Annotated in this window: 16 protein-coding genes and 1 pseudogene; 4 read left to right on the forward strand and 13 right to left on the reverse strand. The window is 71.9% G+C overall.

Going from position 1 to position 21,948, the window contains the following annotated elements; all coding sequences use genetic code 11:
• Window positions 1-41 precede the first annotated feature (41 nt).
• On the forward strand, window positions 42-1,793 hold the full coding sequence (locus ACH4PU_RS29720; RefSeq protein WP_398278673.1) for a TIGR03767 family metallophosphoesterase: 1,752 nt from the start codon (window positions 42-44) through the stop codon (window positions 1,791-1,793).
• Here ACH4PU_RS29720 and ACH4PU_RS29725 read toward each other — a convergent pair.
• The 4 genes from ACH4PU_RS29725 to ACH4PU_RS29740 form a co-directional block, all read right to left on the reverse strand.
• Window positions 1,783-3,195 (reverse strand): DUF6177 family protein, encoded by a 1,413-nt coding sequence (locus ACH4PU_RS29725; RefSeq protein ID WP_398278676.1) that lies wholly within the window; start codon window positions 3,193-3,195, stop codon window positions 1,783-1,785. The two genes, ACH4PU_RS29720 and ACH4PU_RS29725, sit on opposite strands and share 11 nt — an antisense overlap.
• Window positions 3,192-7,160, reverse strand: coding sequence for a type VII secretion protein EccCa (gene eccCa, locus ACH4PU_RS29730; RefSeq protein WP_398278679.1), 3,969 nt, complete (start codon window positions 7,158-7,160; stop codon window positions 3,192-3,194). The genes ACH4PU_RS29725 and eccCa overlap by 4 nt, the downstream gene beginning before the upstream one ends.
• Window positions 7,157-8,215: a type VII secretion protein gene (locus ACH4PU_RS29735; RefSeq protein WP_398278683.1), complete on the reverse strand. Its 1,059-nt coding sequence runs from the start codon at window positions 8,213-8,215 to the stop codon at window positions 7,157-7,159. The genes eccCa and ACH4PU_RS29735 overlap by 4 nt, the downstream gene beginning before the upstream one ends.
• A gap of 267 nt (window positions 8,216-8,482) precedes the next feature.
• A complete protein-coding gene (locus ACH4PU_RS29740; protein ID WP_398278686.1) occupies window positions 8,483-9,853 on the reverse strand; it encodes an EsaB/YukD family protein in 1,371 nt (456 codons plus the stop codon).
• Between the two features lie 23 nt (window positions 9,854-9,876).
• Between ACH4PU_RS29740 and ACH4PU_RS29745 the strand changes: the two genes are divergently transcribed.
• Window positions 9,877-10,119: a hypothetical protein gene (locus ACH4PU_RS29745; RefSeq protein ID WP_398278731.1), complete on the forward strand. Its 243-nt coding sequence runs from the start codon at window positions 9,877-9,879 to the stop codon at window positions 10,117-10,119.
• On the opposite strand, the pseudogene ACH4PU_RS29750 reads toward ACH4PU_RS29745, so the two are convergent.
• The 8 genes and pseudogenes from ACH4PU_RS29750 to pepN all read right to left on the reverse strand — a co-directional run.
• Window positions 10,113-10,370 (reverse strand): annotated as a pseudogene (locus ACH4PU_RS29750) (hypothetical protein); the annotation flags it as partial. The gene ACH4PU_RS29745 and the pseudogene ACH4PU_RS29750 overlap by 7 nt on opposite strands.
• A 202-nt stretch (window positions 10,371-10,572) precedes the next feature.
• Window positions 10,573-11,865: a YrhB domain-containing protein gene (locus ACH4PU_RS29755; protein WP_398278689.1), complete on the reverse strand. Its 1,293-nt coding sequence runs from the start codon at window positions 11,863-11,865 to the stop codon at window positions 10,573-10,575.
• Window positions 11,866-12,171: 306 nt separating this feature from the next.
• Complete coding sequence (locus ACH4PU_RS29760) at window positions 12,172-14,337, reverse strand: toxin glutamine deamidase domain-containing protein (protein WP_398278692.1); 2,166 nt, start codon at window positions 14,335-14,337, stop codon at window positions 12,172-12,174.
• On the reverse strand, window positions 14,334-14,750 hold the full coding sequence (locus ACH4PU_RS29765) for a DUF6507 family protein (RefSeq protein WP_398278695.1): 417 nt from the start codon (window positions 14,748-14,750) through the stop codon (window positions 14,334-14,336). Before ACH4PU_RS29765 ends, ACH4PU_RS29760 begins: the two co-directional genes overlap by 4 nt.
• 23 nt (window positions 14,751-14,773) lie before the next feature.
• A complete protein-coding gene (locus ACH4PU_RS29770; RefSeq protein ID WP_398278698.1) occupies window positions 14,774-15,082 on the reverse strand; it encodes a pore-forming ESAT-6 family protein in 309 nt (102 codons plus the stop codon).
• A 2-nt stretch (window positions 15,083-15,084) separates the two neighbouring features.
• Entirely contained in the window at window positions 15,085-15,426 is a 342-nt protein-coding gene (locus ACH4PU_RS29775; RefSeq protein WP_398278700.1) for a hypothetical protein, read from the reverse strand.
• A gap of 126 nt (window positions 15,427-15,552) precedes the next feature.
• Window positions 15,553-16,587: a hypothetical protein gene (locus ACH4PU_RS29780; protein WP_398278703.1), complete on the reverse strand. Its 1,035-nt coding sequence runs from the start codon at window positions 16,585-16,587 to the stop codon at window positions 15,553-15,555.
• A gap of 118 nt (window positions 16,588-16,705) precedes the next feature.
• Window positions 16,706-19,303: an aminopeptidase N gene (gene pepN / locus ACH4PU_RS29785; RefSeq protein WP_398278706.1), complete on the reverse strand. Its 2,598-nt coding sequence runs from the start codon at window positions 19,301-19,303 to the stop codon at window positions 16,706-16,708.
• A 198-nt stretch (window positions 19,304-19,501) separates the two neighbouring features.
• On the opposite strand from pepN, the gene ACH4PU_RS29790 reads away from it, so the two are divergent.
• Together ACH4PU_RS29790 and ACH4PU_RS29795 are read left to right on the forward strand one after the other, a co-directional pair.
• Window positions 19,502-20,155 (forward strand): DsbA family protein, encoded by a 654-nt coding sequence (locus ACH4PU_RS29790; RefSeq protein ID WP_398278709.1) that lies wholly within the window; start codon window positions 19,502-19,504, stop codon window positions 20,153-20,155.
• A gap of 94 nt (window positions 20,156-20,249) precedes the next feature.
• Window positions 20,250-20,912: a hypothetical protein gene (locus ACH4PU_RS29795; RefSeq protein WP_398278712.1), complete on the forward strand. Its 663-nt coding sequence runs from the start codon at window positions 20,250-20,252 to the stop codon at window positions 20,910-20,912.
• A gap of 170 nt (window positions 20,913-21,082) precedes the next feature.
• Here the strand turns inward: ACH4PU_RS29795 and ACH4PU_RS29800 are convergent, their stop codons facing one another.
• On the reverse strand, window positions 21,083-21,724 hold the full coding sequence (locus ACH4PU_RS29800) for a superoxide dismutase (RefSeq protein ID WP_185944951.1): 642 nt from the start codon (window positions 21,722-21,724) through the stop codon (window positions 21,083-21,085).
• Window positions 21,725-21,948 lie beyond the last annotated feature (224 nt).

A 21,948-nucleotide genomic window follows, 5' to 3' on the forward strand; every position in this document is an offset into this window, starting at 1 on the left:
CACCTCCGCTCGCATTCGCGTTCGCACTCGGGGAGACCGCCATGCACAGCAGATCCGGCAGATCAGCCTCGCACTTCGACCGCCGCGGGTTCCTGGCCGCCGCGGGCGCCGTCGGCACCGGCCTCGCCCTGGGCGCCGCCGGTTCGGCCGCCGCCGACGAGCCCGTCCCGCACACCCCCGGGACGGCCGGCCAGACCCCGGAAACGCCCGGTCAGGCCCCGGAAACGGCCGGCGCCGAGACCATGACGGCCGCCCCGACGGGCGCCGGCACCACGCTCGCCTCCGTCGCCACCCCGCGCGGCACCGGAAAGTACAAGCGGCTCGGCGACGGCCCCGGCTGGCCCCGCGTCGTCCGTACGGAGCTGGCCGCCGCGCGCGCCGACCGCACCCGGCGGCGCACCACGCTCGCGTCGTTCGTGCAGTTCACCGACCTGCACCTGACGGACGTCCAACACCCGCTGCGCTACGAGTTCTTCCGCGCAGGCGGCGAGGGCGCCTGGCGCCCGCACGAGGCGCTCACCCTGCCCGGCGTGGCCTCGCTCGTCGAACGCGTCAACAAGCTGCGCCGCGGCCCGGCCACCGGCACCCCGCTCCGCTTCGTCGTCACCACCGGCGACAACGGCGACGAAAACGCCAAGATCGAGGCCGAGTGGTTCCTCACCGCCCTCAGCGGCGGCCGGATGAACCCCAACACCGGCGACCCGCGCCGCTACGAGGGCGTCCAGAACAGCGGCCTCAAGCTCTACTGGCACCCCGAGAGCTCCCTCCGCGACCAGGACAAGGCCGTCGGCTACCCGCGCATCCCCGGCTACCTCGACGCCGCCATGCGGAGCGTCAACAGCCCCGGTCTGAACATCCCCTGGTACTCCACCTTCGGCAACCACGACCTGCTCTCCGGCGGTTGCTACCCGGCGGCGGGCTCGTTCATCACCGATGTCGCCGTGGGCGGCAAGAAGCTGTACACCATCTCCGCCGACGAGGCGAAGTGGCTGATGGACGGGGAGTTGCACGGCGCCGACCCCAAGGGCAAGCGCATAGAGGAACTGCTGCGCAAGCACAAGAAGGAGCTCCGCAGCGTCACCCCGGACGCCCGGCGCGTACCCCTGACGCAGCGTCAGTACGTCGCCCTGCACCTGGACCGCCGGTACACCGGCCGCGGCCCGGTCGGCCACGGCTACACCAAGGACAACCTCGACTCCGGCAACCTCTACTACAGCTTCCGCGTCTCGGACCGGGTCGTCGGCATCAGCCTCGACTCCACCGACCCCGGCGGCCACTACCAGGGCTCCATCGGCACCGCCCAGCTCGACTGGCTGGACCGCACCCTCAAGGCCCACCGCGACGAGTACGCCCTGGTCTTCAGCCACCACCCCAGCTGGAGCATGAACAACACCGTCCCCGACCCCGCCCGCCCCAACGAGCAGCGGCACGGCGGCGACGAGATGATCGCCCTCCTCCAGCGCCACAAGAACGTCCTCGCCTGGATCAACGGCCACAGCCACCGCAACCGCATCCGCCCCCGCGGCACCTTCTGGGAGATCGCCACCGCCTCCCACGTCGACTACCCGCAGCTCGCCCGCGTCATCGAGATCACCGACAACCGCGACGGCACGATCTCCCTCTACACCACCCTCATCGAATCCGCGGCCCCCCACCGCACCGACTACCACGACCTCTCCCAGACGGGCCTCGCCGCCCTCTACCGCGAACTCGCCTTCAACGCCCCGGGCAACGACCCCACCCTGGTGGGCGAAGCGACGGACCGGAACACGGAGTTGCTGCTCAAGCGGTGACGGGCGCGGCTCCCCGCAGGTGCCGCGTCAGCCGGTCCAGGGCACTCCACCCGTCCCCGTGCGACGAGCCGTCGCCCAGCGGGTAGTACAGGCCGGGCCGCCCGGCCGGGCCGACGCGGAGCGGGGAGCCGGCCAGCGGCGGGCGGGCGGCGCGGGCGAGCCCGATGTCGCGGACGCCCTCGGGGCCGAGCGCGAAGGCGAGGGGCACGGGCGGCGCTTCGAACCGCGGCGGCACGCTCAGGTCCCGTCGCGCCGACCGCAGTTGGCAGAGGAGGGAGCGCAGCCCCAGCCGGGACGCCAGGGTGTCGGCCAGTCCCGGCAGCGCGTCCACCGGCGGCCGTTCGCCCGGCCCGTACCCGAGGGCCAGGGTCACCTCCTCCGCGACGCCCTCCGGCGTACGGTCCACGCGCAGCGTGGCGATGCCCGGGCGGTCCGCCGTGCCCACCACGACGAGCCAGGTGGGGCGCGGGGTGCGGCGGCGCGCCAGCGACGTCAGCTCGTCGCGGGACCACGGGAGGCCCGCCGGTTCGGCGGAACCCCAGCCAGCCGGGGGCGCGCCGGTGAGCGTCCGCCAGGCGGCCTCCACACCACCGCCGAGGACGAGGTCCTCGGTGGCGGGGAGGGCGGTGCGGAACGCGACCACGAGCTGCCGCTCACCGCCGTGTCCGACTTCCCGGAACGCCTCGGCGACCAGGGTTCTCCCCTGGGCGTCGGCGGCGGGTGCGAAGGCGCCGTCCCGCCACTGGAGCACCGCCCCGGACAGCCCGTCGTAGTAACCACACCGTTCGTCCCGCACCACCCAGCGGATCGGCGGCCCGGTGAGGAGCGTGCGGGTGGGCAGGGAGAGCCGGCTTTCGCCCGGAGTGACGATCTGGAGGCCCCGGTCGGCGTCAGCCGAGGTGCGCAGCGCTTCGGACAGTCGGCTGCTCATGGCGACCAGTGGACGGTCCTGGAGGATCACCGCGGCCTGTTCGGTCAGCACGTCCACGGCCGGGAGTTCCGGAGGCTCCGTGGGGGCGACGTCCGAGACGTCGACTAGGCCGTCCTCCGTCCGGACGTCCGGCGGCCACACCGCGCCGCCCAGCAGCCCGGTGAGCCGGGCCGCCACCGCGCCCGCCAGCCGCTCCGCCCCGGGGACGCCCGTGGCGGCCCGGATCTCGGTCCACCAGCCGGTGCCGTCGCCCAGGGGGACCCCGAGCAGCCGCTCGGCCTCGCCCCGCACCCGCATCTCCAGCGGTGCCTCCACCGAGACCAGCGGGGCGCCGTCCCGGTCGCAGAGCTGGAGCACCGCCCCCTGCCCGGCCGTCCGCACCCCGGGCTCCGGGCCGCCCGCCAGCAGGGCCGCCGTCAGGCTCCACGGGTCCGGCATCCGCTCGGTGAGGGCGATCACGTCCTTCGTCACGCGGGTTCTCCGTCCGCCAGGGCCGTCTGGACCAATTGGGCCGCCACGCCCCGGCGCACCAGGAACCCCCGCCCCGGCGGCTGCGGAGCGGCGTGGACCCCGGGGAACAGCTGACCCTCCTGCCGGTCGCCCGCCATCACCAGGGCCGTGGCGCCGCTCTCCCGGAGGGCCATCAGGAACGGCTCGTACAGGGCGCGGGAGGCACCGGCCACCCGGCGGGCCACGACGAAGTGCAGCCCGATGTCCACCGCGGCGGGGACGAACGGCAGGAAGGGTGCGAGCGGCTGCTGCCCGGCCGCCGCGAGGGCGTCGTAGTCGTCCACGAGGACGACGATCTTCGGCCCCGGGTGCCCGCCGGCGGGTTCGGCCGGCTGCGTCCCGTCGGGCATCCGTTTCTCCAGCTCGGTGGCGATGACGGACGAAAGCCCTTCGCAGACGCGCGGGTTCGTCGCGTATCCGCCGCGGTAGGACTCAGGGACGACGGTGTGCAGACCGCGGCGCGGGTCCATCACCGCGAAGACGATCTCCTCGTCGTTCCGGCGTGCCATCAGCCCCTGGGCGACCAGCCGCAGCAGGTTCGTCTTCCCGCACTCGCCGTCGCCGAGGACGAGCAGGTGCTGGTCGGCCCCGAACAGGTCGAGGGAGATCGGGCGCAGCGCCGCCTGGTCGATCCCGAGGGGTATCCGGAACGGCTCCTCCGCCGGGGAGGGGAGTTCCGCCGCGGAGAGGCGGGTGGGGAGGACGCGCACCCGCCGTACGCCCTCGCCGGGCCACGCCGCCCGGATCGTCGCCACCGCCTGTTCGAGGGCGGCCGCCAAGCCGGCCGTCGTGGCCCGAGCGTCGAGGCGGGGCAGGGCGGTCTGGGCGAACAACTTGCCGTCGGTGAGCGCCCGGCCCGGCTCGTCCGGGACCAGGGACGTGGCGAGCCTCCGGTCGATTCCGCTGTCGCCCGGATCGTTCAGCCGCAGCTCGATCCGGGTGCCGAAAGCCGCCTGGGTGGCGATGCGTACATCGTTCCAGCGGAGCATCGACGCGACGACGTGCACGCCGTAGCCGCCGCCGCGCTTGAGGATGTCCGTCACCGCGTCCTCAAGCGCGTCGAACGGGCCGCCGAATCCGTCGCGCAGGGTGCCGAATCCGTCGACGACCAGCAAGACCTCGGTGGAGGACAGCTCGGACAGCGCGCCCTGGGCCCGGAGTTCGCGCAGGTGCTCCACGGAGTCGATGCCGTGCGCGCGGAAGAGATCCGCCCGTTCGTCGAGCATCAGGCGCACCTCCTCGACCGTACGGGCGACGCGCTCGGTGTCCGCGCGCCCCGCCACACCGCCCACGTGGGGGAGTCCGGCGAGCGCCGACAGGCCGCCGCCCGCCAGGTCGAGTCCGTACACGGCGACGTCGCGCGGGGTGTGTGTCAGGGCCAGCGACAGCACCAGCGAGCGCAGCAGCGTCGTCTTGCCGGACTGCGGGCCGCCGATGACGGCGGCGTGCCCGCCGGAGACCGTCAGATCGAGGACCCAGCGGCCCTGCCGCTGCCGCGCCGGATCGTCGAGCAGCCCGAGCGGTACCCTCATCGGCCCGTCATGGGCATCAGGGCGGAGGCCGTCGGCGGGCGGCGGGGCGCAGGCGTCGAGCGGCACGGTGGCCGGCAGGGGCGGCAGCCAGACCGCGCGGGTGGGCGGCGCGGCGTCTCGCAGGCGGTCCACCAGCACCGACATCGGCGTGGGGCCGGGCGCGCGGTGGCGCTCGGGAGGCTCGCCCGGCACGGCCGGTGGCTCCTCGGGGGCGTTGACAGCGGGGTAGGGGCGGACCACCGGCCCGGCCTCGTCCGCGTCCAGGACGGCCGGACCCCGGTACGGACCCGAGACGAAGCCCGCCTTGAACCGCCGGTACACGCTCGTGTCGACCTTGAGGTAACCGAACCCGGGGAGGGGCGGCAGCCGGAACGCGTCGGGAGTGTCCAGCACCGTCCGGCTCTCCTCGGCGGAGAACGTGCGGAGGCCCAGCCGGTAGGAGAGGTAGGTCTCCAGCCCCTTCAGCTTCCCGCTCTCGATGCGCTGGCTGGCGAGCAGCAAGTGGACGCCGATGGACCGGCCGATGCGGCCGATGGAGAGGAAGAGGTCGCCGAAGTCCGGACGTTCGGTGAGGAGCTCCCCGAACTCGTCGATGATCACGAAGAGATGCGGCATCGGCTCCAGTTCGGTCCGGGAGCACCGCGCCGCCCGGTACTGCCCGATGTCGGCCAGGTTGCCCGCGTCCCGCAGCACCTGCTGGCGGCGGCGCACCTCACCGGCGAGCGAGGTGTGCACCCGCTCCACCAGCCCCGTGCGGTGCTCCAGGTTGGTGATGACCCCGGCGACGTGCGGCAGGCCGGCGAACGGGGCGAAGGTGGCGCCTCCCTTGTAGTCGACGAGGACCAGGGCCAGGTCCTCCGGAGGATGGGAGGAGACCAGCCCGAGCACCAGGGTGCGCAGCAGCTCGCTCTTGCCCGAACCGGTCGCCCCCACGCAGAGCCCGTGCGGGCCCATGCCGAACTCCGACGACTCCTTGAGGTCGAGCAGCACGGGCTCGCCGGCGTCGTCGACCCCGATGGGCACGCGCAGGAAGGCCCGTTCGCTCCGCGGCCGCCACAGCACGCGCGGGTCGGGAGCGGCCGGATCGTCGAGCCCCAGCAGGCCGGTGAAGTCGACGGCCCCGGCGAGCGGCGCGTCGACGGCGGACTCGGCGGACAGGCGGATCGGGGCCAGCGTCCGGGCGAGCCCCTCGGCCTCGGCGGCGGACACGGGATCGACGCCGCCGGTGCCGGCGGGCGCGCCCGGCGCCCGGAGATCCTCCACCCGCACCCGGTCGCCGTTCACGGTGATGCGCAGGGCAACCTCCCCGGGTTCCTGTACGCGCTCGGACACCAGATGCAGAACGGTGACGCCCAGCTCGCCGAGGGGCACCGTCTCGTCGGGCCGGGGGAGTTCCACGGCGTCCGCGCCGTGCCCGTCGCTGACGACGAGCATCCGGCCGAGCAGGTTCCGGGCGTCCGCGCCCGCGAGGCCGCGCCGGGCCTCGGCGGCGTACGCCGTGCGGTCCCGCAGCTCGTCCCGGAGCAGCCGGGCCAGCTCGGCGGGTCCGGAGGCGATCCGGCGGGCGGGCACCGGACCGTCCCGCGTCCCCGGATCGAGGACGTGCGGCAGCCATTTGAGCCACTCCCAGTCGGGCAGCCGGTCCGGGGGACAGGCCAGGGCCAGGGCGACGTCGTCCGGCGCGTGGACTGCGGCCGTCTGGACGAGCAGCGCGCGGGTGACGCGCAGGACGTCCCGGCGCTCCCCGACGACGCTGACGTTGCCGGCCCGGTCCAGGGGCACGGTGAGCGGGAGGTCCGCGGCGGTCCCGAACCGTTGGGCCAGCGCACCGGCCTCGTTGAGCATGAACGGGTCCGGAGGCGTCAGCACGCCGCCCCCCGAAGCACCGATCACGAGCGTGCGCACCGGCATCCGCCCCGTCCCCATGCGCACCCTGAGGAAGTCCGGATCCGTACGCCGCCGCTCCCACAGCCGCGCCGGGTCGCGCACCAGGTCGTGGAGGGCGGCCGGGGCCGGGTCGAGCAGCCGGGCGGCGGCCCGGTGGGCCCGCTCCTCGGCGACGAGCTCCTCCCGGAGCCCCTCCAGGTACTCCAGGTACCGCTCCCGCTGGCGCCTCCTGGTGCGCTGGGCCTTCCCGCGCTGCGACAGCAGCAGCCCCACCGAACCGACGACCGTGACGGCGAGGACGAGCGCGCCGATCGCCGCGAACTGGCTGTTGCGGATCACCGTCATCATGACGACCGAACTCATCACGCCCGCCACCGGCATCAACGAGTGCAGCGCTCCGCCGATCCTGCCCTCCGGGAGGTTCGGCGGCGGTTCCACGACCCGTTCCGTGAACGGCGCCGGCGGCCGGGTGGTGCGGGCGGGGCGGTGCACGATCCGGGTGGTCACGCGAGTCGCCCGCCTCGGTCCAGGGAGCGGCTCAGGACGTCCGCGGCGAGCGCCGTGACCTCGTCGTGGGTGCGCCGGGCGAGCAATTCCGTCCTGACGGCTCCGCCCGCGGCCAGGTGCCGGTCGTAGGGGAGCGCGCGCACGGACACCTCGTCGAGGCACAACGCCTCGCGGGCGGCATCGAGATCGACGGCGGTGTGCGGTGTCACTTCCGTCACGACCACCACCGTCCGCCGCAGCAGCCCGGCGCGGCGCAGCGTCGCCATCCAGTCGAGGACGGCGCGGGTGGCCACCACGCCCTCGGCGGTGGCGGGTGTGACGAGGACCCGGGCCTGGGCGGCCACCAGCGCCGTACGGGACAGCTCGCTCGGCAGTGAGTCGCAGTCGACGACGGTGATCCCGAAGTACCGCCGCAGGGCGAGCATGACGGCGCGGTACTCGGCCAGCTCCAGCCTGGCACCCACCCTGCCCTGGCTGCCGGGCAGCAGCCAGCCGCGGCCGGGCAGTTGTACCAGGTATCCGGTGAGGTCGGTGAGCTGCATGGACGGCGTGATGATCTGCGCGAGGTCGCCGCAGGTCCACCGCACGTCGGGCGCGCCGAGCCGGGCGGGCAGGGTGCCGAGCGCGGCATCCGCCTCCAGCATCAGCACGGGGTCCTGCCGGAAGTGCGCGTACGTCCGGCCGAGGAGGGCCGTGACGGTGGTCTTGCCCGCGCCGCCCCGGATGCCCGTCACCGCGATCTGCCGTCCGGTGGTGACCGGTTGCTGGAGCGCCTCCGCGATCCGCGCCGTGTGCTCCACCTCGCGGGCGACGGAGGCGCCGGTCAGCCGGCGGAGCGCGCGGGCGACGCGGCGGGCGGCCGGGTCGCCGTGCCGGGGGCGGGGCTTGAGCAGGGCGGTGGGGACCGGTGGCGGGGGCGGGGTGGGGGCGAAGGGCTCCCTCTTCGCAGAGTGTGGCGGCTCGGCGGGGTGGGCGCCGGGCGGAACGGATTCGGTGGCGAAGGGGCTGGTGAACGCCGGCTCGGCGGGTGTGGGGCCGACGGCCGGAGGGGGCATGGGTGTAGGGGGCATGGGTGTAGGGCTCGCGGACATCGGGGCCGCGGGGGGAGGGCCTACGGGTGGGGGTTCCGGGGTTGTCGCGGGCGTGCCGGGCGCGGGCCCTGGGGCTGCGGACACGGGGGCGCCGGGTGTGAGCCCCGGGGTTTCGGAGCCGCCGGGTGTAGGCCCTGGGGCCGTGGGGACGCCGGGTGCCCGGCTCGGCACTGCGCCACCGAGCTCGCGCAGGACATCACTCTGCCAATCCTGTGCCGGCATCCCCATCTCCTAGAACTGGTGGAGCAGACGCTCGAACACCCCGAACTCGCCGACCGCGAGGGGGAACAGTGCGACCAGACCCAGCGTCTCGGCCACGTCCGCGGCCCGGCGGAGCCGTACGCGCACATGCTCCGGCGGCTGGACCGCCAGCACCCCGAGGGGTACCAGGGCGAGCGCGGCCAAGGCAGCGATGGGCCCGTACGGGGGACTCCCGACCTCCTCCCGCCACAACAGCACCAGCCGCACCAGCAGTACGCCGGCCCCGGCCAGCAGCGCCACGACTTCGGGTATCAGCGGGAAGGCCCGGGACCGGGAGAACAGGACGAGGGCGGCCACGGCGGTGAGCGCGACGCTCCACGGGGAGAAGCGGCCGGCCACCGCCACCAGGCCACCGGCGGTGACGGACACGGCGGTGACCGCCGTGGCGAGGACCAGGCCCCGGTGCGCGGCGGCCAGGGCGGTCCGCACCTCGTACCGGCTCACCGAGGCGCCGCCGGCGCGGCGGTCGTCCAGCGCGGTCAGCCCGGCCGCCATCAGGGCGGCCCGGGGCAGCGCGCCGAGCGCGACGGCGGAGACGACGGCCATGACGCAGCCCACGCGGGCCGCGTCCGGCTGCAGGAGGGCGACGCCCTCCCAGACCGCCGTGGTGACGACGACGGCACCCGCGCCGATCAGCCCGCCGCGTCCCAACGGGGCCTTGGGCAACCCGAGGAGCACGAGCGCCCACGCCCAGACGGCGGCGACCGCGGCGAGCCGCACCTCCCAGGACCACCCCTGCCCGTCGGCGGCGGCCCAGACGGCCAGCGTGCCGACCTCGCCGGCGACCAGCACCAGCGCGGTGCCGAGCGGCCCGCCACCTCGGGCGGCGGCCGCGGCTCCGAGCAGTGCGGTGACTACGGCCGCCCCGGCGAGGGGCGGTGCGACGACGGTGGCTCCCGTGGAGCCCCAGGCGAACAGCGCCGCCACGGCGGCCAGTACCGCGGCCGCCACCCCGGCCGTCCACTGCCGGGCGCCCGGCCCCCAACGCCACGCTCGCACCCCGAGATCGTCCGCGACCTCGTCCGTGACGTCGTGCACGACAGGCGCCGACGGCGCGTCCTCCATCCGCACGAGCCGCAGGATCGCCCCGTCGGCCACACCCGCCTCGGCGAGCGACCCCTCCTGCGGCAGCAGGGCCCCGTCCGTGGTCATCAAGTGCCGCGCGGCGGGCGGACCGTCGACCCGATCGCCCAACAGACGTAAGACGTCCGGCAACAGGCGCCCGATCGGCTCGTCGGCGGGCAGAACGATATCGACCCGCCGATGCTCGGCGACGAGCGTCACCCTGCTCAACCGCCCCGGCGCGGCCCGAAGTTTCGTCTTCGTCCCTACGTTCGCCACTCGCCTGAACCTATCACCGGGGTGTGACAACGGGTCTGACCGAGGGTGACGTGGAGGGCCGCGGCTTCTTCGACTTGGCCGTCGGCGTGGGCGTGGGCTTTGGCTTCGTCGTCGCCGACGGCTTCGCGGAGACCGTCGGGCCGGAACTCCGCGACGGCACGGCGGAGACCGACGGAACGGTCGGGCCCACACTCGGTGACACCGGAGAGGACGGCGTGACAGGCGGCGTCGGCACGACGGGTACCACCGGCGCCACAGTCGGCTGAGGCAAGGGTCGTTCCCGCTGTTGCTGCCTCTGCTGCTCCCGCTGCTTGGCGATCACATGCTGCACAAACCCCCACCCCACACACCCCGCACACACCACAGCGGCCAACGCGACCCCCGCGAACACCCGCCCGAACTTCTCATCGGCGGTCCGCCGCACCCGCTGAGCGCCAAACAACAACGCATCCCGCAACCGCCGCCGCCGCACGGAGACGGACTCGAGCAGCTGGCTGTCGTAGTCCTTCACTGTCACCGCCTCCTTCGCTGTAGGAGTTGTTACGCCTCAGACGATCACACGCAGACCTGTGCCACGGCTTGGCCGCGATGACTCAGCGTGGTTCCTCGGCGTCGAGGGCATCGAGCGAGATGAAGAGTTCCGCGCCCCGTTTCCGTGTGAACGAGGACAGTCCGTCCTATTTCCACCGCAGATATATGTGTCCAGCCCAGCCGGGTGTTCAGGGTTCCGTCTGCGGACGGTATCTGATCACGTGGATCGTATGGACCCGTTGTACTTCGAGCTGTTCAAGGGCTCCCGCGCTGTCCCCGGCGATCCGCAAGCCTTGCGGAGTCTTGTACGCGTTCAGCAGGAGCCCGACCGATTCGCGTCCGCGCCCGTCGGTTCGACGAAGCCAGACCAAGGCCCGAGAACCGACGGGGAAGGACTGGAGCTCCCGCAGGAGCGCGGCCTGGTGGGTGTGTTCTGAGAAGGACAGAACTGTGCCTAGCTTGCCCATCGTCGGTTGGAGCCACGCCGCTTCTCCGGGACTCGGGACTCCAGATCCCCCGGCGCCGGCGTCCCAATTGTCAAGCCACCGCCATGGATCGGCGTTAGGAAGCCCGAATGGTACACCGGAGTTCTTGGGGACGACGAGGGCAGAGTCCAGCATGGCTGTTTTCGGATCTCTGTCTGCGATGTAGCGTTTGGTGTTGCATGCGAATAGCCATCCACGAGTCGTCTCGTCTGCGGGGTGTGGGTCGACGAGATCGACTTCGTTCCCGTAAGTGAACCTCAGCCATTCTTTCGCTTTTTGAACGGCTGCGGGGAAATCGTTTGCGGATCGAGGTCGGAAGGAACCGGCATGTGGGGATTTCCTGAACCGGGCAAGAGTCAGGTTGCGGACGTTGCCTGATTCAGGGCTTCCGAGACCGCCGCGCGCTGGGTCCAGCAGGATCACCTGCCCGTCATTGTTGTGCAGGTAGAGGAGATGGCCTGTCGTCTCCATGCCGCTCGTCTCGCGCCGGATCCATGCGATTCCGCGGGCTCCAGGGCCGAGTCCTGCTACTGCGGAAATCGCCTCGTTCCAGTCCTTGCAAGCCGATGCCTCCGCCGATGGAAAGTGCTTGTGCAGCAGCCTCTCCCACCAGCCAGGGGCTTCATGGGAGGGGTTCCAGGGCAACGCTGTCGCCCTGGCCCCGTCCAGAGCTGCATCCAGAGCGAGAAGCCTTCCGCGGACATTTGTTCGTGTCGCTTGGAACGCTGTGCTTCGGGGGGCCGGGTTCTGTGCGAATTCTCTCAGATCTTCGGCCGGATTGCTGGTGCAAGGATGGAAGGGGGTGGCGCCGTTTTTAGGGACGATGACGGACGCCGTGAGCATCAGTGGACGGCCACGCTCTGTTTGGCTCTTAATTCGGCAGGGAAGTTCCCAGGCAGCCGAGTTTTCGGACACGGGTTCCTGTGCGCTGACCTCGACTAGCCCCCCGTAGGCTGATTTCAGCCACTGGCTGGCGAGACGGGCGGGGAGGGTCACGTGGCCTGCTCTCCGGAGGAGGGCCAGCCGGAGGACAGACGGTGCTCACACTCGTCGCGCGACCATGCGGTGGGGCGGAAACACAGAGGGGATCCATCCTTCGGAATGAGCACAATCCTCGACAGAGGAGCCTTCCTGATATCTCCTGTATCGATGTGCTCTTGAGTGTCGAAGACCATAGTCCATGCGTTCGGGTATTCGGACAGGGAATCGTTGCCGATGACGATTTCGTACGTGTCGGAGAGTGTCTCGTGCAAGAAGCGTCGGCCGGCCTTGTAGGCTTCGTTCCGAGAGAGCATATGGCTCCTAAGGTTTATGCTTGGGGTAAGCGAGATATCCGATGTATTCGACGCCGGGCTCCAGGCGGCCTAAGGTTCCGGACTGGCCGTCGAGAAAAACAACTCCATGTTCTGTGTTTACCGCGTTGAAGACATGCGCGGTTTCGTCCCGGCGTCCTATGTAGACAACGCTGCGAGACCCCACTTCTCGAGATGCGAGCTCCTTGATGAGGGTTTCATAGTCATGAACGAAGCGATATTCTTTGTCTGCTGCGCCCAAAACTTTTTGGTCCGGCCAGTCGGGACGAAGGCGCGGGGCTGCCGAAACCTCTGCGCCGTCGAGGCGGCGGTCGACTGTGATGACGTTATGCGAACAGTTGTCGACATATCCGTGTTGCCCCGTATTATTCAGGTCTGCCAGCCATGGGTACTGGTCCTGTAGGAATTCTTTGGCAATCTCGGGGTGAACGGAATCCAAGTGGATGGCCGGTTCCCCGATCTTATCCGTCTTCCTGGCCAGATTACTCCAGTCATGAGGTGTGGCCTGATCCGCCTCGGGGCCGTACTCTCCATTGTCGCCCGGCTGGTGGTCCGCCCCGGGGTGGACTTGGTCGTCGCGTAGCTCACCGTCGTGCGGGAAGTGCTCGTCAGGGGAAGGCGCGTGACGACCCGTGTCCTGGAGAATGTCTCGGGTCCCTGGGCTTGCAGCCCCGATATCCAGTCCGCCGGGGTGGTCGCCGCGGAGAACCGGGTCCCGTCCAGTCGGCACCGGATCACGCGGCCGGAGGTCGGCTGTGACGTGATCGGTCGGGCGACGGCTCTCTGCGGGATGCCACGCGTGCTCAGCGCTGATCCGCCGCCCGTGGTCGGCAGACACTTTCCCCTCGAGCTTTTGCGCTCCCCGCAGCTCCGCGCCGCCCGCCTCGGTGTGCACTGGAACGTGCCCCCGCACCCCCCGCCCCCGCACGTCCACCAGAGCGCCGTCCGGCCGGAGGTAGCGGGCTCTGCCCGGGAGGACGCTCGCGTCGGGGAGGCGGACCGAGCCGTCGGGGAGGCGTTCCGTGCCGGGGAGGTGGTCGCGGAGGGTGTTGACCAGGTCGCCTGCCGCCGGGAGGGCGGTGGAGAGTTTGGCGAGGGACTTGCCGACGACGAAGCCGGTGCCCTTGGCTACGTACGTCATCGGGTCGATGATCCTGCCGGCCTTGCCGACGGCGTTCACGACCTTCGCGGCGGCGCCGGCGCCTCCCTTGGCCAGGGCACCCGTGCCGGTGGCGGTCGTGAGGATGTTGAAGGAGGCGGCGCCCGCGGCCCGCGCGGGGTCCTTGTCCCACTCGTCGTAGGCGACGAGGGCCTTGGCCGTGTCGCGGGCGGCCCTTTTGGAGTCCTTGAAGAACTGGGGGAGGTAGTCGTCGGGGATCTCATACGCCCCCGAGCCGTACATGAACGCGCCGACGGCGGTCTTTCCCAGGCCGGACCAGGCCTGGCCCATCTTGTCCCAGCCGTCGACGCCGACGAGGGTGCCCAGGCCCTTGAAGGTGCCCCCGATGCCGTCGACGACCACGCCGTCCCAGGCGAAGCTCTTGATCGAGTGCGGCTCGTACCAGTCGTACTCGCGCTCCACCGGGTCGCCCCACGGCAGCTTGGCGTGTGCGAGCGTCTCGGCGTCGTAGCCGTACATGTTCGGCTTGTGGGTGCCGTCGTCGGTGACGAAGCGGGGGCCGCCCACCAGGGCTGTGATCTTGCTGGCGCACCGGCGTTCGGCGTCCTGGAAGGCCGCTTGGGCGGCCGTGATGTCGTCCAGGATGCGGTTGTGGTGGTCGGTCTTCTTGCTGTCGTGTTTCCACCGGTCGTCGCCCTCGACCGACATCAGGAACGTCTCGGCCTCCAGGGACAGGGCGGCCAGCTTGTGGGCGAGCGGACGGGCCTCCGCCGCGTAGTCGGAGAGCGCGCCCGCGACCTTGTCCAGCTTCGCGGCGAAGGCGTGCGCGCGCTCCCGTACCGGCAGGGTCGTCGCGAACAGCTGCTCCGCCTCCGGGGCCCGGTAGTGGGCCGCCAGTCCCTGGAAGCGGGAGTGGATGTCCGAGCCGGTGGCCCGCAGCCGGGCGGCGTCCTTGCGCAGCGCGCCGATGTAGCTTTCGAGGAGTTCCAGGTTGCCGGTGAAGACGGGGATGTTGGCCGGATCGAGCAGCTTCACGGTCTTCCGCCCTTCCGGGCCCGGGCGATGAGCGCCTTGATGTCCGGGGCCCGGAGGGCGTCGTGCTGGGCGCGGGCGGCCATGGTCAGGTCGCCCTTGATGTACTCCGAGATCGCCTGGTGGGCGCCGTTGATCGACTGGCCCGCGCGGGCCGCGACGAACAGCAGCTCCTCCTCGGTGTGCTGGGCGAAGTATCCGAGCGCCCCGGCGATGATGCCCGTGGCGCTGCCCCCGGCGCCGCCGTTGCCGCCCTTTTCCGGCGTTCCGGCGTAGGCGAGCGTTCCGGCGCTGGTTCCCGCATGCTGGATGTCGGCGACGTAGTCGGCCAGTTCGTCCTTCAGCGCGGCCGCCGCCTCGGCCGTGTTCCGCAGCGCGCCGTCCACGCCGTTCACGTCGATGTCCCAACCGGACATGGTTCACCTCCCCCCGGCCGCGCTCACCCGATCCCGTCCACCGCGGCCTTCGCCCGTGCCAGCGTGGACCGCGCCGTGGCGTCGTTCTGCTCCATCGTCGAGCGCAGCAGTGTGATGATCTGGCGTACTTCGGCGGCGGCGCGCTGCCAGCGCAGTTCCTTCTCGTGGTACTGCTCGGAGACGCCGTCGGCCTGGAAGTCGGCCATGGCCGCCTTCACCGCGGTGTCCCGCTCGTTCAGCACGGCTTCCAGCCGGGAGATGATCCCGTGCAGCGTCGTCTGCACCTGCGTGGAGGCACCCAGGTCGTAGCTTCGACGGTCGGTGGTCGACATCGTCAGCCTCCCTGGCGGCCCGCGAACCGCGCCGCGTCGAAGTTCGCGGCGGCCATCTGCCGGCGCGCGTTGTCGGCGTGCTCCTGGTCGCCCTCGCCGAACGAGGTGTCCATGCCCGCCTGGCCGCCCAGGATGGCGCTGAGCGCGCTGTTGAGCTCCGCGGCGACCTGTTCGGAATGTGACTTGAATTGATCGAACGCGGCTCGCCCGGCGCCGTTGAACTTCCCTTCCAGCGGCTGGGCAGCCACGATCAACTGCTGGATCAACTGGCCCAGATCGCCGTGCGAACCATGCGTCCGCGAGACCAGGCCGGACAGTGTCGCCTGTCCCATGTCGAACTTCACGAACCCACCCCCATCACCCTCGTATGGCACACGGTGTCTCGAACAGCTCTATCAGGCGCTCGATCGGGCAGCCAAAGGAATTGAGCCCCGGGGGAGTTGGCGTCGATCACATTCGGCCACGAACCGTCACCGCGGCAGCACCACCACGTACCCCCGCGCCCCCCGCTCCACCGACGTCGCCAGGGCCGTGCGGACGACGGCGGCCTGCTGGTCGGGGGATTCGCGGAGTTTGCGGGGGGTGAGGTGGACGACGGTGAGGCCGAGGTGTTCGAGGTGGTGGCGCTTCTGGGCCTGGCGGGTCCAGGTGGCGTCGGGTTCCTGGCGGGGGGCGCGGGCGTCGATCTCGACGACGACGCCGTGGTCGGGCCAGTAGGCGTCGACCGGGCCGAGGGACGGGCCGCCGGGGAGGCGGAGTTCGACGTTCCAGAGCGGGGCCGGGAGGGCGTGGTCGGTGACCATGGCGTAGAGGCGGTCCTCGGCCAGGGAGCGGCCCTCGGCGAGGAGGACGTCGACGGCGTCCACGATGTGCGGGCGGTTCAGCAGCCGGGCCCGGGAGAGTTCGCGGACCAGCCGGGCGGCCTCGCAGTGGCCGCCGCGGACGGCCTCGGTGAGGAGCCGGCGGATCTGGTCGGGGTCGGTGAGGCGGGTGATGGCGTCCGTGACGGCGCGGGCGACCGGGGCCACCGGGACGCCGGTCACCAGCCGGGGCCGGGGGATGGCGTGGGTGCGCACGGGACGGACGAAACCGGTCTCGCGGAGCCGTCGGGTGCCGGGGACGAGGACGTCGATGTGGTCGATGCGCAGCAGCGGGGGAGCGCTGGTGAAGCGGTAGAGGGCCAGCGCCGCCAGGCCGGTGATCATCGCCTCCCCGTAGGGGGCGCCGGCCTGGGCGCCGCGCGGCTCCTGGGCCGGGATGCCCTGGGTGCGGGCCCGGGTGTACATCAGGGCGGCGTGCAGCCGCTCCTCGCTGGTGGCGGGCCCGGTGTGGAGCAGGTAGACGCCTGGCAGCAGCTGCTGCCAGGGACCGCCGGGGCGGCAGCGCTCGTTGACCGTGGACGAGGGGACGCCGTGCTCGCGCAGCTGCCGTGAGGTGAGGACGCGGTGGCGGACGTCGGAGAGGTGGTGGAGCGGGCGCGGGGAGAGGGGGGTCTCGTAGCTCATGACCCGCCCATTCCCGCCCCGCGCCCGCTCCTTAACCCCTGTTACAGGCTCGTCGACAAGTGGGGACAACTCCGGGCAGATGCACGGGAGTTCGAAGAGCCGAAGTGATCGCGAGGGGTCACGCCGCCGCGTCGCACCGCTGTGCCTTCAGGGCGCGCGCCAAGTCGTCCCGCGCCTCCAGCACCAGTCGGCGCAGGGCCGGCGGGGCGTCGGCGTGCTCCGCGAGCCAGGCGTCGGTGAGGTCCAGGGTCCGCCGGTCGTCCTGGAGCATCGGGAACAGGCCGCGCACGATCGCCATGCCGATCTCGATCGACCGCTCCCGCCAGACGCGCTCCAGCGCCGCGAAGTACGGCTCCACGTACGGCGCGAACAGCTCCCGCTGCCCCGGCTGGTCGAAGCCCGCGAGGGTGGCCTCGGTGAGCGCGTTGGAGAGCGTGTCGGACTCGACGACGGTCGCCCACGCCTCCGCCTTGACCTCCGGGTCCGGGCGCGAGGCCAGGCAGCGGACGTGGTGGCGGCGGCCGGACGCGGTGTCGTCGCGGGCGAGTTCCGCGTCGATCAGCGCCTTGTCGGCCGCGCCCGCCGAGGCCAGGGCGGCCAGGAAGGACCAGCGCAGCTCCTGGTCCACGTCCAGGCCGTCGATCCGGGCGGTGCCGTCGAGCAGCCCGCGCAGCAGCTGGAGGTCGGCCTCGGTGGTGGCGGTGCGGGCCAGGAACCGGGCCCAGGCCAGCTGGTGGCCGCTGCCCGGCTCGGCCAGCCGCAGCTCGCTCAGCGCGCCGCGGGCCAGCTCCGCGGCGCCCCGCTCGCGCCACTCCGGCGCGGCGTAGTGCGCGAGCGCGGTACCGGCGCAGAGCTGGAGCATCTGGAGGACGCCGATGTCGGTCTCGGCGCCCGCGAAGCGCAGCACCAGGTCCAGGTAGTCGCGGGCCGGCATCAGCCCGTCCCGGGTGAGGTTCCACAGCGCGGACCAGCACAGGGCCCGGGCCAGCGGGTCGGTGAGCTCGCCCAGGTGGCCGCGGAGGGTGGCGAGCGACTGCTCGTCGAAACGCATCTTGCAGTACGTCAGGTCGTCGTCGTTGACGAGGACGAGGTCGGGCCGCTCCGCGCCCCGCAGCTCGGGGACGACCGTGCGCGGCCCGGTGACGTCCACCTCGACGCGCGCGTACCGGACCAGCTCGCCGGCGTGCCGGCGGTACAGGCCGACGGCCACCCGGTGCGGACGCAGCTCGGGGTGGCCGGCCGGGGCCTCCTGGAGGACGGCCAGCTCGGTGACGCGGTCGGCGGCGTCGTACGTCAGCTGCGGCGTCAGCGAGTTGACGCCCGCGGTCTGCAGCCAGGACCGCGACCAGGCGGTCATGTCGCGCCCGGAGGTCTCCTCCAGGACGGACAGCAGGTCGGTCAGGCGCGTGTTGCCGTACGCGTGGCGCTTGAAGTAGCGGCGCGCGCCCTCCAGGAAGGCGTCCCGCCCGGCGTAGGCCACGAGCTGCTTCAGCACCGACGCGCCCTTCGCGTACGTGATGCCGTCGAAGTTGAGCTTGGCGTCCTCCAGGTCGTGGATGTCCGCCGTGACGGGGTGGGTGGAGGGCAGCTGGTCGGCCCGGTACGCCCACGCCTTGCGCTGGTTGGCGAAGGTGACCCAGGCGCTGGTGTAGCGGGTGGCCTCGACCTGCGAGAACGAGCCCATGAAGTCGGCGAACGACTCCTTGAGCCACAGGTCGTCCCACCACTCCATGGTCACCAGGTCGCCGAACCACATGTGCGCCATCTCGTGCAGGATCACGTTGGCCCGGCGCTCGTACGCCGCCTCCGTCACCTTGCCGCGGTAGATGAACTCCTCGCGGAAGGTGACGCAGCCCGGGTTCTCCATCGCGCCGATGTTGTACTCCGGCACGAACGCCTGGTCGTACTTGCCGAAGGGGTACGGGAAGTCGAAGTGCTCGTGGAAGAAGTCCAGGCCCTGCCGGGTGACGGTGAGGATCTCGTCCGCGTCGAAGTGCGGGGCCAGCCCCTTGCGGCAGAGCGCGGAGAGCGGGATCTCCAGCGTGGTGCCGTCGGGAAGCTTGTGGCTGTAGTGGTCGCGGACGACGTGGTACGGACCCGCGACGACCGCCGTGATGTAGGTGCCGATCGGCTTCGTCGGGACGAAACGCCAGGTCGCCGCCGTGTCGTCGGCCGGCTCCACGGGACCGTCCTGGGCGCCGTTGCTGATCACCGTCCACTCGGCGGGGGCCGTCACGGTGAAGGTGTAGGGGGCCTTCAGGTCGGGCTGTTCGAAGTTGGCGAACACCCGGCGGGCGTCGGCCGGTTCGTAGTGCGTGTAGAGGTAGACCTCGCCGTCCTCGGGGTCGACGAAGCGGTGCAGGCCCTCGCCCGTCCGGCTGTAGGCGCAGTGCGCGTCGACGGTCAGGACGTTCTCGGCCGCCAGGCCGTCCAGGGCGATCCGGGTGCCGTCGAAGACCTCGGCGGGGTCGAGCGCGCGGCCGTTGAGCGTCACGGCGGCGACGGAGGGGGCGACGAGGTCCGCGAAGGAGGAAGCGCCCGGCTCGGCGCAGCGGAAGCGGATGGTGGAGACCGACCGGAAGGTGCGCGGGCCGCCGTCCGCCGGGTTCTCCGGACCCACCGCGGACCGCAGGTCCAGCGCCACCTCGTAGGCGTCCACGGTCAGCAGCTCGGCCCGTCGCCGGGCCTCCTCACGGGTCAGGTTCTCACCGGGCACGGCGGGGCTCCCTCGTCTCGTCTGCGGCGCCTGTGTCTTCTGCGGCGTTTGCGTCTTCTGCGTATGCGGCGTGCGAAACCGTTCGAGGCTGTCCTCCGACGTGTTTCGAACATCAGGAATCATGGCACGCACGGCGTCGTTGCAACCGAGACCGTCCCGCTTCCCGTGGAGACCCGCGGAGACCCGAGGAGACCCCGCATGACCGAGACCAAGACCGAGACCCAGGCCGAGAAGGTCACCGCCGACTTCTGGTTCGACCCGCTCTGCCCCTGGGCCTGGATGACGTCCCGCTGGATGCTGGAGGTCGAGAAGGTCAGACCCGTCGAGGTGCGCTGGCACGTGATGAGCCTGGCCGTGCTCAACGAGCACCGCCTCGACGAGGTGGACGAGAAGTACCGCGAGATGATGGTCCGGGCCTGGGGCCCGGTGCGGGTGTGCGTCGCCGCCGCCAAGGAGCACGGCGAGGAGGTGCTCGGCCGCCTCTACACCGCGATCGGCACCCGCTTCCACCACCAGGCCCTCCCGCAGGAGCGCGCGACGCTCGTCGCCGCGCTGGAGGAGGCCGGCCTGCCCGCCTCGCTGGCGGACGCCGCCGACACGGACGCGTACGACGAGGAGCTGCGCGCCTCGCACCGGACCGGCATCGAAAAGGTCGGCGAGGACGTCGGCACCCCGGTGATCGCCGTACCCGGCCCGGACGGCTCGGAGGTCGCCTTCTTCGGCCCGGTCGTCACCCCCGCCCCCAAGGGCGAGGCGGCGGCGCGGCTCTGGGACGGCACCCTGCTGGTCGCCTCGACGCCCGGTTTCTTCGAGATCAAGCGGACGCGGACGGTGGGACCGATCTTCGACTGATCCACGGGCCGCCTCGGGAGATCCCGGAGGGGCGGTCCCCCGACCGAACCCGGTCGGCGCGCGCCCGTCCCTCCCCTCCCTTAGGGTCCGAACCATGGGCCAGACCGACCTCTCCCGGCCGCTGGGCCGCGACGGCGGCTGGGCCGAAGCCGAGCCGCCCTGCCGCAACGCCGCCTACGCCGAGCTGCCCGTACGCCCGTACGACCTGCTCACGCTGGGTGTCTGCCGGGCGCTGGCGGCCCTGTGGTCCGCGCTGCGGCTGCGCCGGGCGGCGGGCATGCTGCGGCACTACGTGCGCGGCACGGGCGGCGTCCGCCGGATCGACGCCGACGAGCTGCTGGCCCTGCCGCCCGTCCGGGCCGCGGTCGACGAGCAGCTGGCCCGCTGGCGCGCGGAGGCGCTCGACCGGTGGGCCGGGGGCGAGCGGTGGGCCGAGGACGGCCGGTGGCCGTTGGGCGAGCGGACGCCCGCCGCGTACCCGGCGGACAGCGGCTGGCGCGACCTGCTGATCACCCGTCGGACGCACCCCGACTGGTGGCTGGCCCTGCGCTGCGTCGAGTTCCGGCTGACGGGCACGGTACGGGTGGACGCGGCGGGTGAGGCGGCCGTCGACTACCGCTTCGCGGTGCACAAGGCATGGAACTTCGACCGCGGGAAATCGGAACTCGGCGTTCCGTTCGCGCCGTTCGCCCGTCTTCATGAGACGGGTCTGGCCCGGGAGTTCACGGTGACGGGCGAGGCGTTCGGGCACGGCTGATCCCCGCACCGGCCCTCAGGGGTGCCCGGGGATGAGAGCATGGAGGAAGGCCCCGCGCGCATCGACCGCGCGGGGCCTTCCCGTGCCTGCCGCGTGACACGGGTGAGAAGACGATCACGAGCAGGCCGTTCGGGGGGCCTTGCCGGGAGACCTTTCCGGGAGGGCCGGGCTCAGGGGGCGAGCAGCAGCGCGTTGACGCGCTCCTTGGCGGCGGCGTAACGCTTCGCCACGTCCTGCCAGTTGACGACCTGCCACATGGCCTCGATGAAGTCCACCTTCTGGTTCTTGTACTGCAGGTAGAAGGCGTGCTCCCAGGCGTCGAAGACCAGGATCGGGGTGGAGCCCTGGCCCACGTTGCCCTGGTGGTCGTAGACCTGCTCGACGATCAGCTTGCCGCTGAGCGGCTCGTAGGCGAGGACGCCCCAGCCGGAGCCCTGGGTGGTGGCCGACGCCTTGGACAGCTGCGCCTTGAACTTGGCGAAGGAGCCGAAGGACTCGGCGATGGCGTCGGCCAGCTCGCCGACGCCGTCCTTCTCCAGGGGCTCGCCGCCGCCGTCACCGGTCATGTTCTGCCAGTAGATGCTGTGCAGGATGTGGCCGGAGAGGTGGAACGCGAGGTTCTTCTCCAGGCCGTTGACCGCGCCCCACTGGTCCTTGTCCCGGGCCTCGGCGAGCTGCTCCAGCGTGTCGTTGGCACCCTTGACGTACGCCGCGTGGTGCTTGTCGTGGTGCAGCTCGATGATCTTCGCATCGATCACCGGCTGGAGCGCCGCGTAGTCGTACGGAAGTTCAGGAAGTGTGTAGATGGCCATGCCGAGCCCTCCGACTGCTTATTGCAATTAACTTGCAGGTAGACGCTATCAGCAAGTGCACCTTCTTTCCCTTCGGACCATGGGTCAAGGGGCCTTCTCCGTCAAAAGACCGAGGCGGGGGGGGGGGGGGGGGGGGGGGGCCGCCCCCCCCCCCGGGGGGGGGGGGGGGGGGCGCGGGGCGGGGGGGGCCGGGGGGGGGGGGGGGGGGGGGCCGATATGTGGTT

It is taken from the genome of Streptomyces sp. NPDC021100, assembly GCF_044333095.1.
Classification (GTDB): Bacteria; Actinomycetota; Actinomycetes; order Streptomycetales; family Streptomycetaceae; genus Streptomyces.

Excerpts from the sequence above, each read along its gene's own strand:
- ACH4PU_RS29790 (WP_398278709.1), top strand. The coding sequence starts at position 19,502 with ATGACCGAGACCAAGACCGAGACCCAGGCCGAGAAGGTCACCGCCGAC.
- ACH4PU_RS29795 (WP_398278712.1), top strand. The coding sequence starts at position 20,250 with ATGGGCCAGACCGACCTCTCCCGGCCGCTGGGCCGCGACGGCGGCTGG.
- ACH4PU_RS29735 (WP_398278683.1), bottom strand. The coding sequence starts at position 8,215 with ATGCCCCCTCCGGCCGTCGGCCCCACACCCGCCGAGCCGGCGTTCACC.
- ACH4PU_RS29770 (WP_398278698.1), bottom strand. The coding sequence starts at position 15,082 with ATGTCGACCACCGACCGTCGAAGCTACGACCTGGGTGCCTCCACGCAG.
- ACH4PU_RS29800 (WP_185944951.1), bottom strand. The coding sequence starts at position 21,724 with ATGGCCATCTACACACTTCCTGAACTTCCGTACGACTACGCGGCGCTC.
- ACH4PU_RS29780 (WP_398278703.1), bottom strand. The coding sequence starts at position 16,587 with ATGAGCTACGAGACCCCCCTCTCCCCGCGCCCGCTCCACCACCTCTCC.
- ACH4PU_RS29720 (WP_398278673.1), top strand. The coding sequence starts at position 42 with ATGCACAGCAGATCCGGCAGATCAGCCTCGCACTTCGACCGCCGCGGG.
- ACH4PU_RS29765 (WP_398278695.1), bottom strand. The coding sequence starts at position 14,750 with ATGTCCGGTTGGGACATCGACGTGAACGGCGTGGACGGCGCGCTGCGG.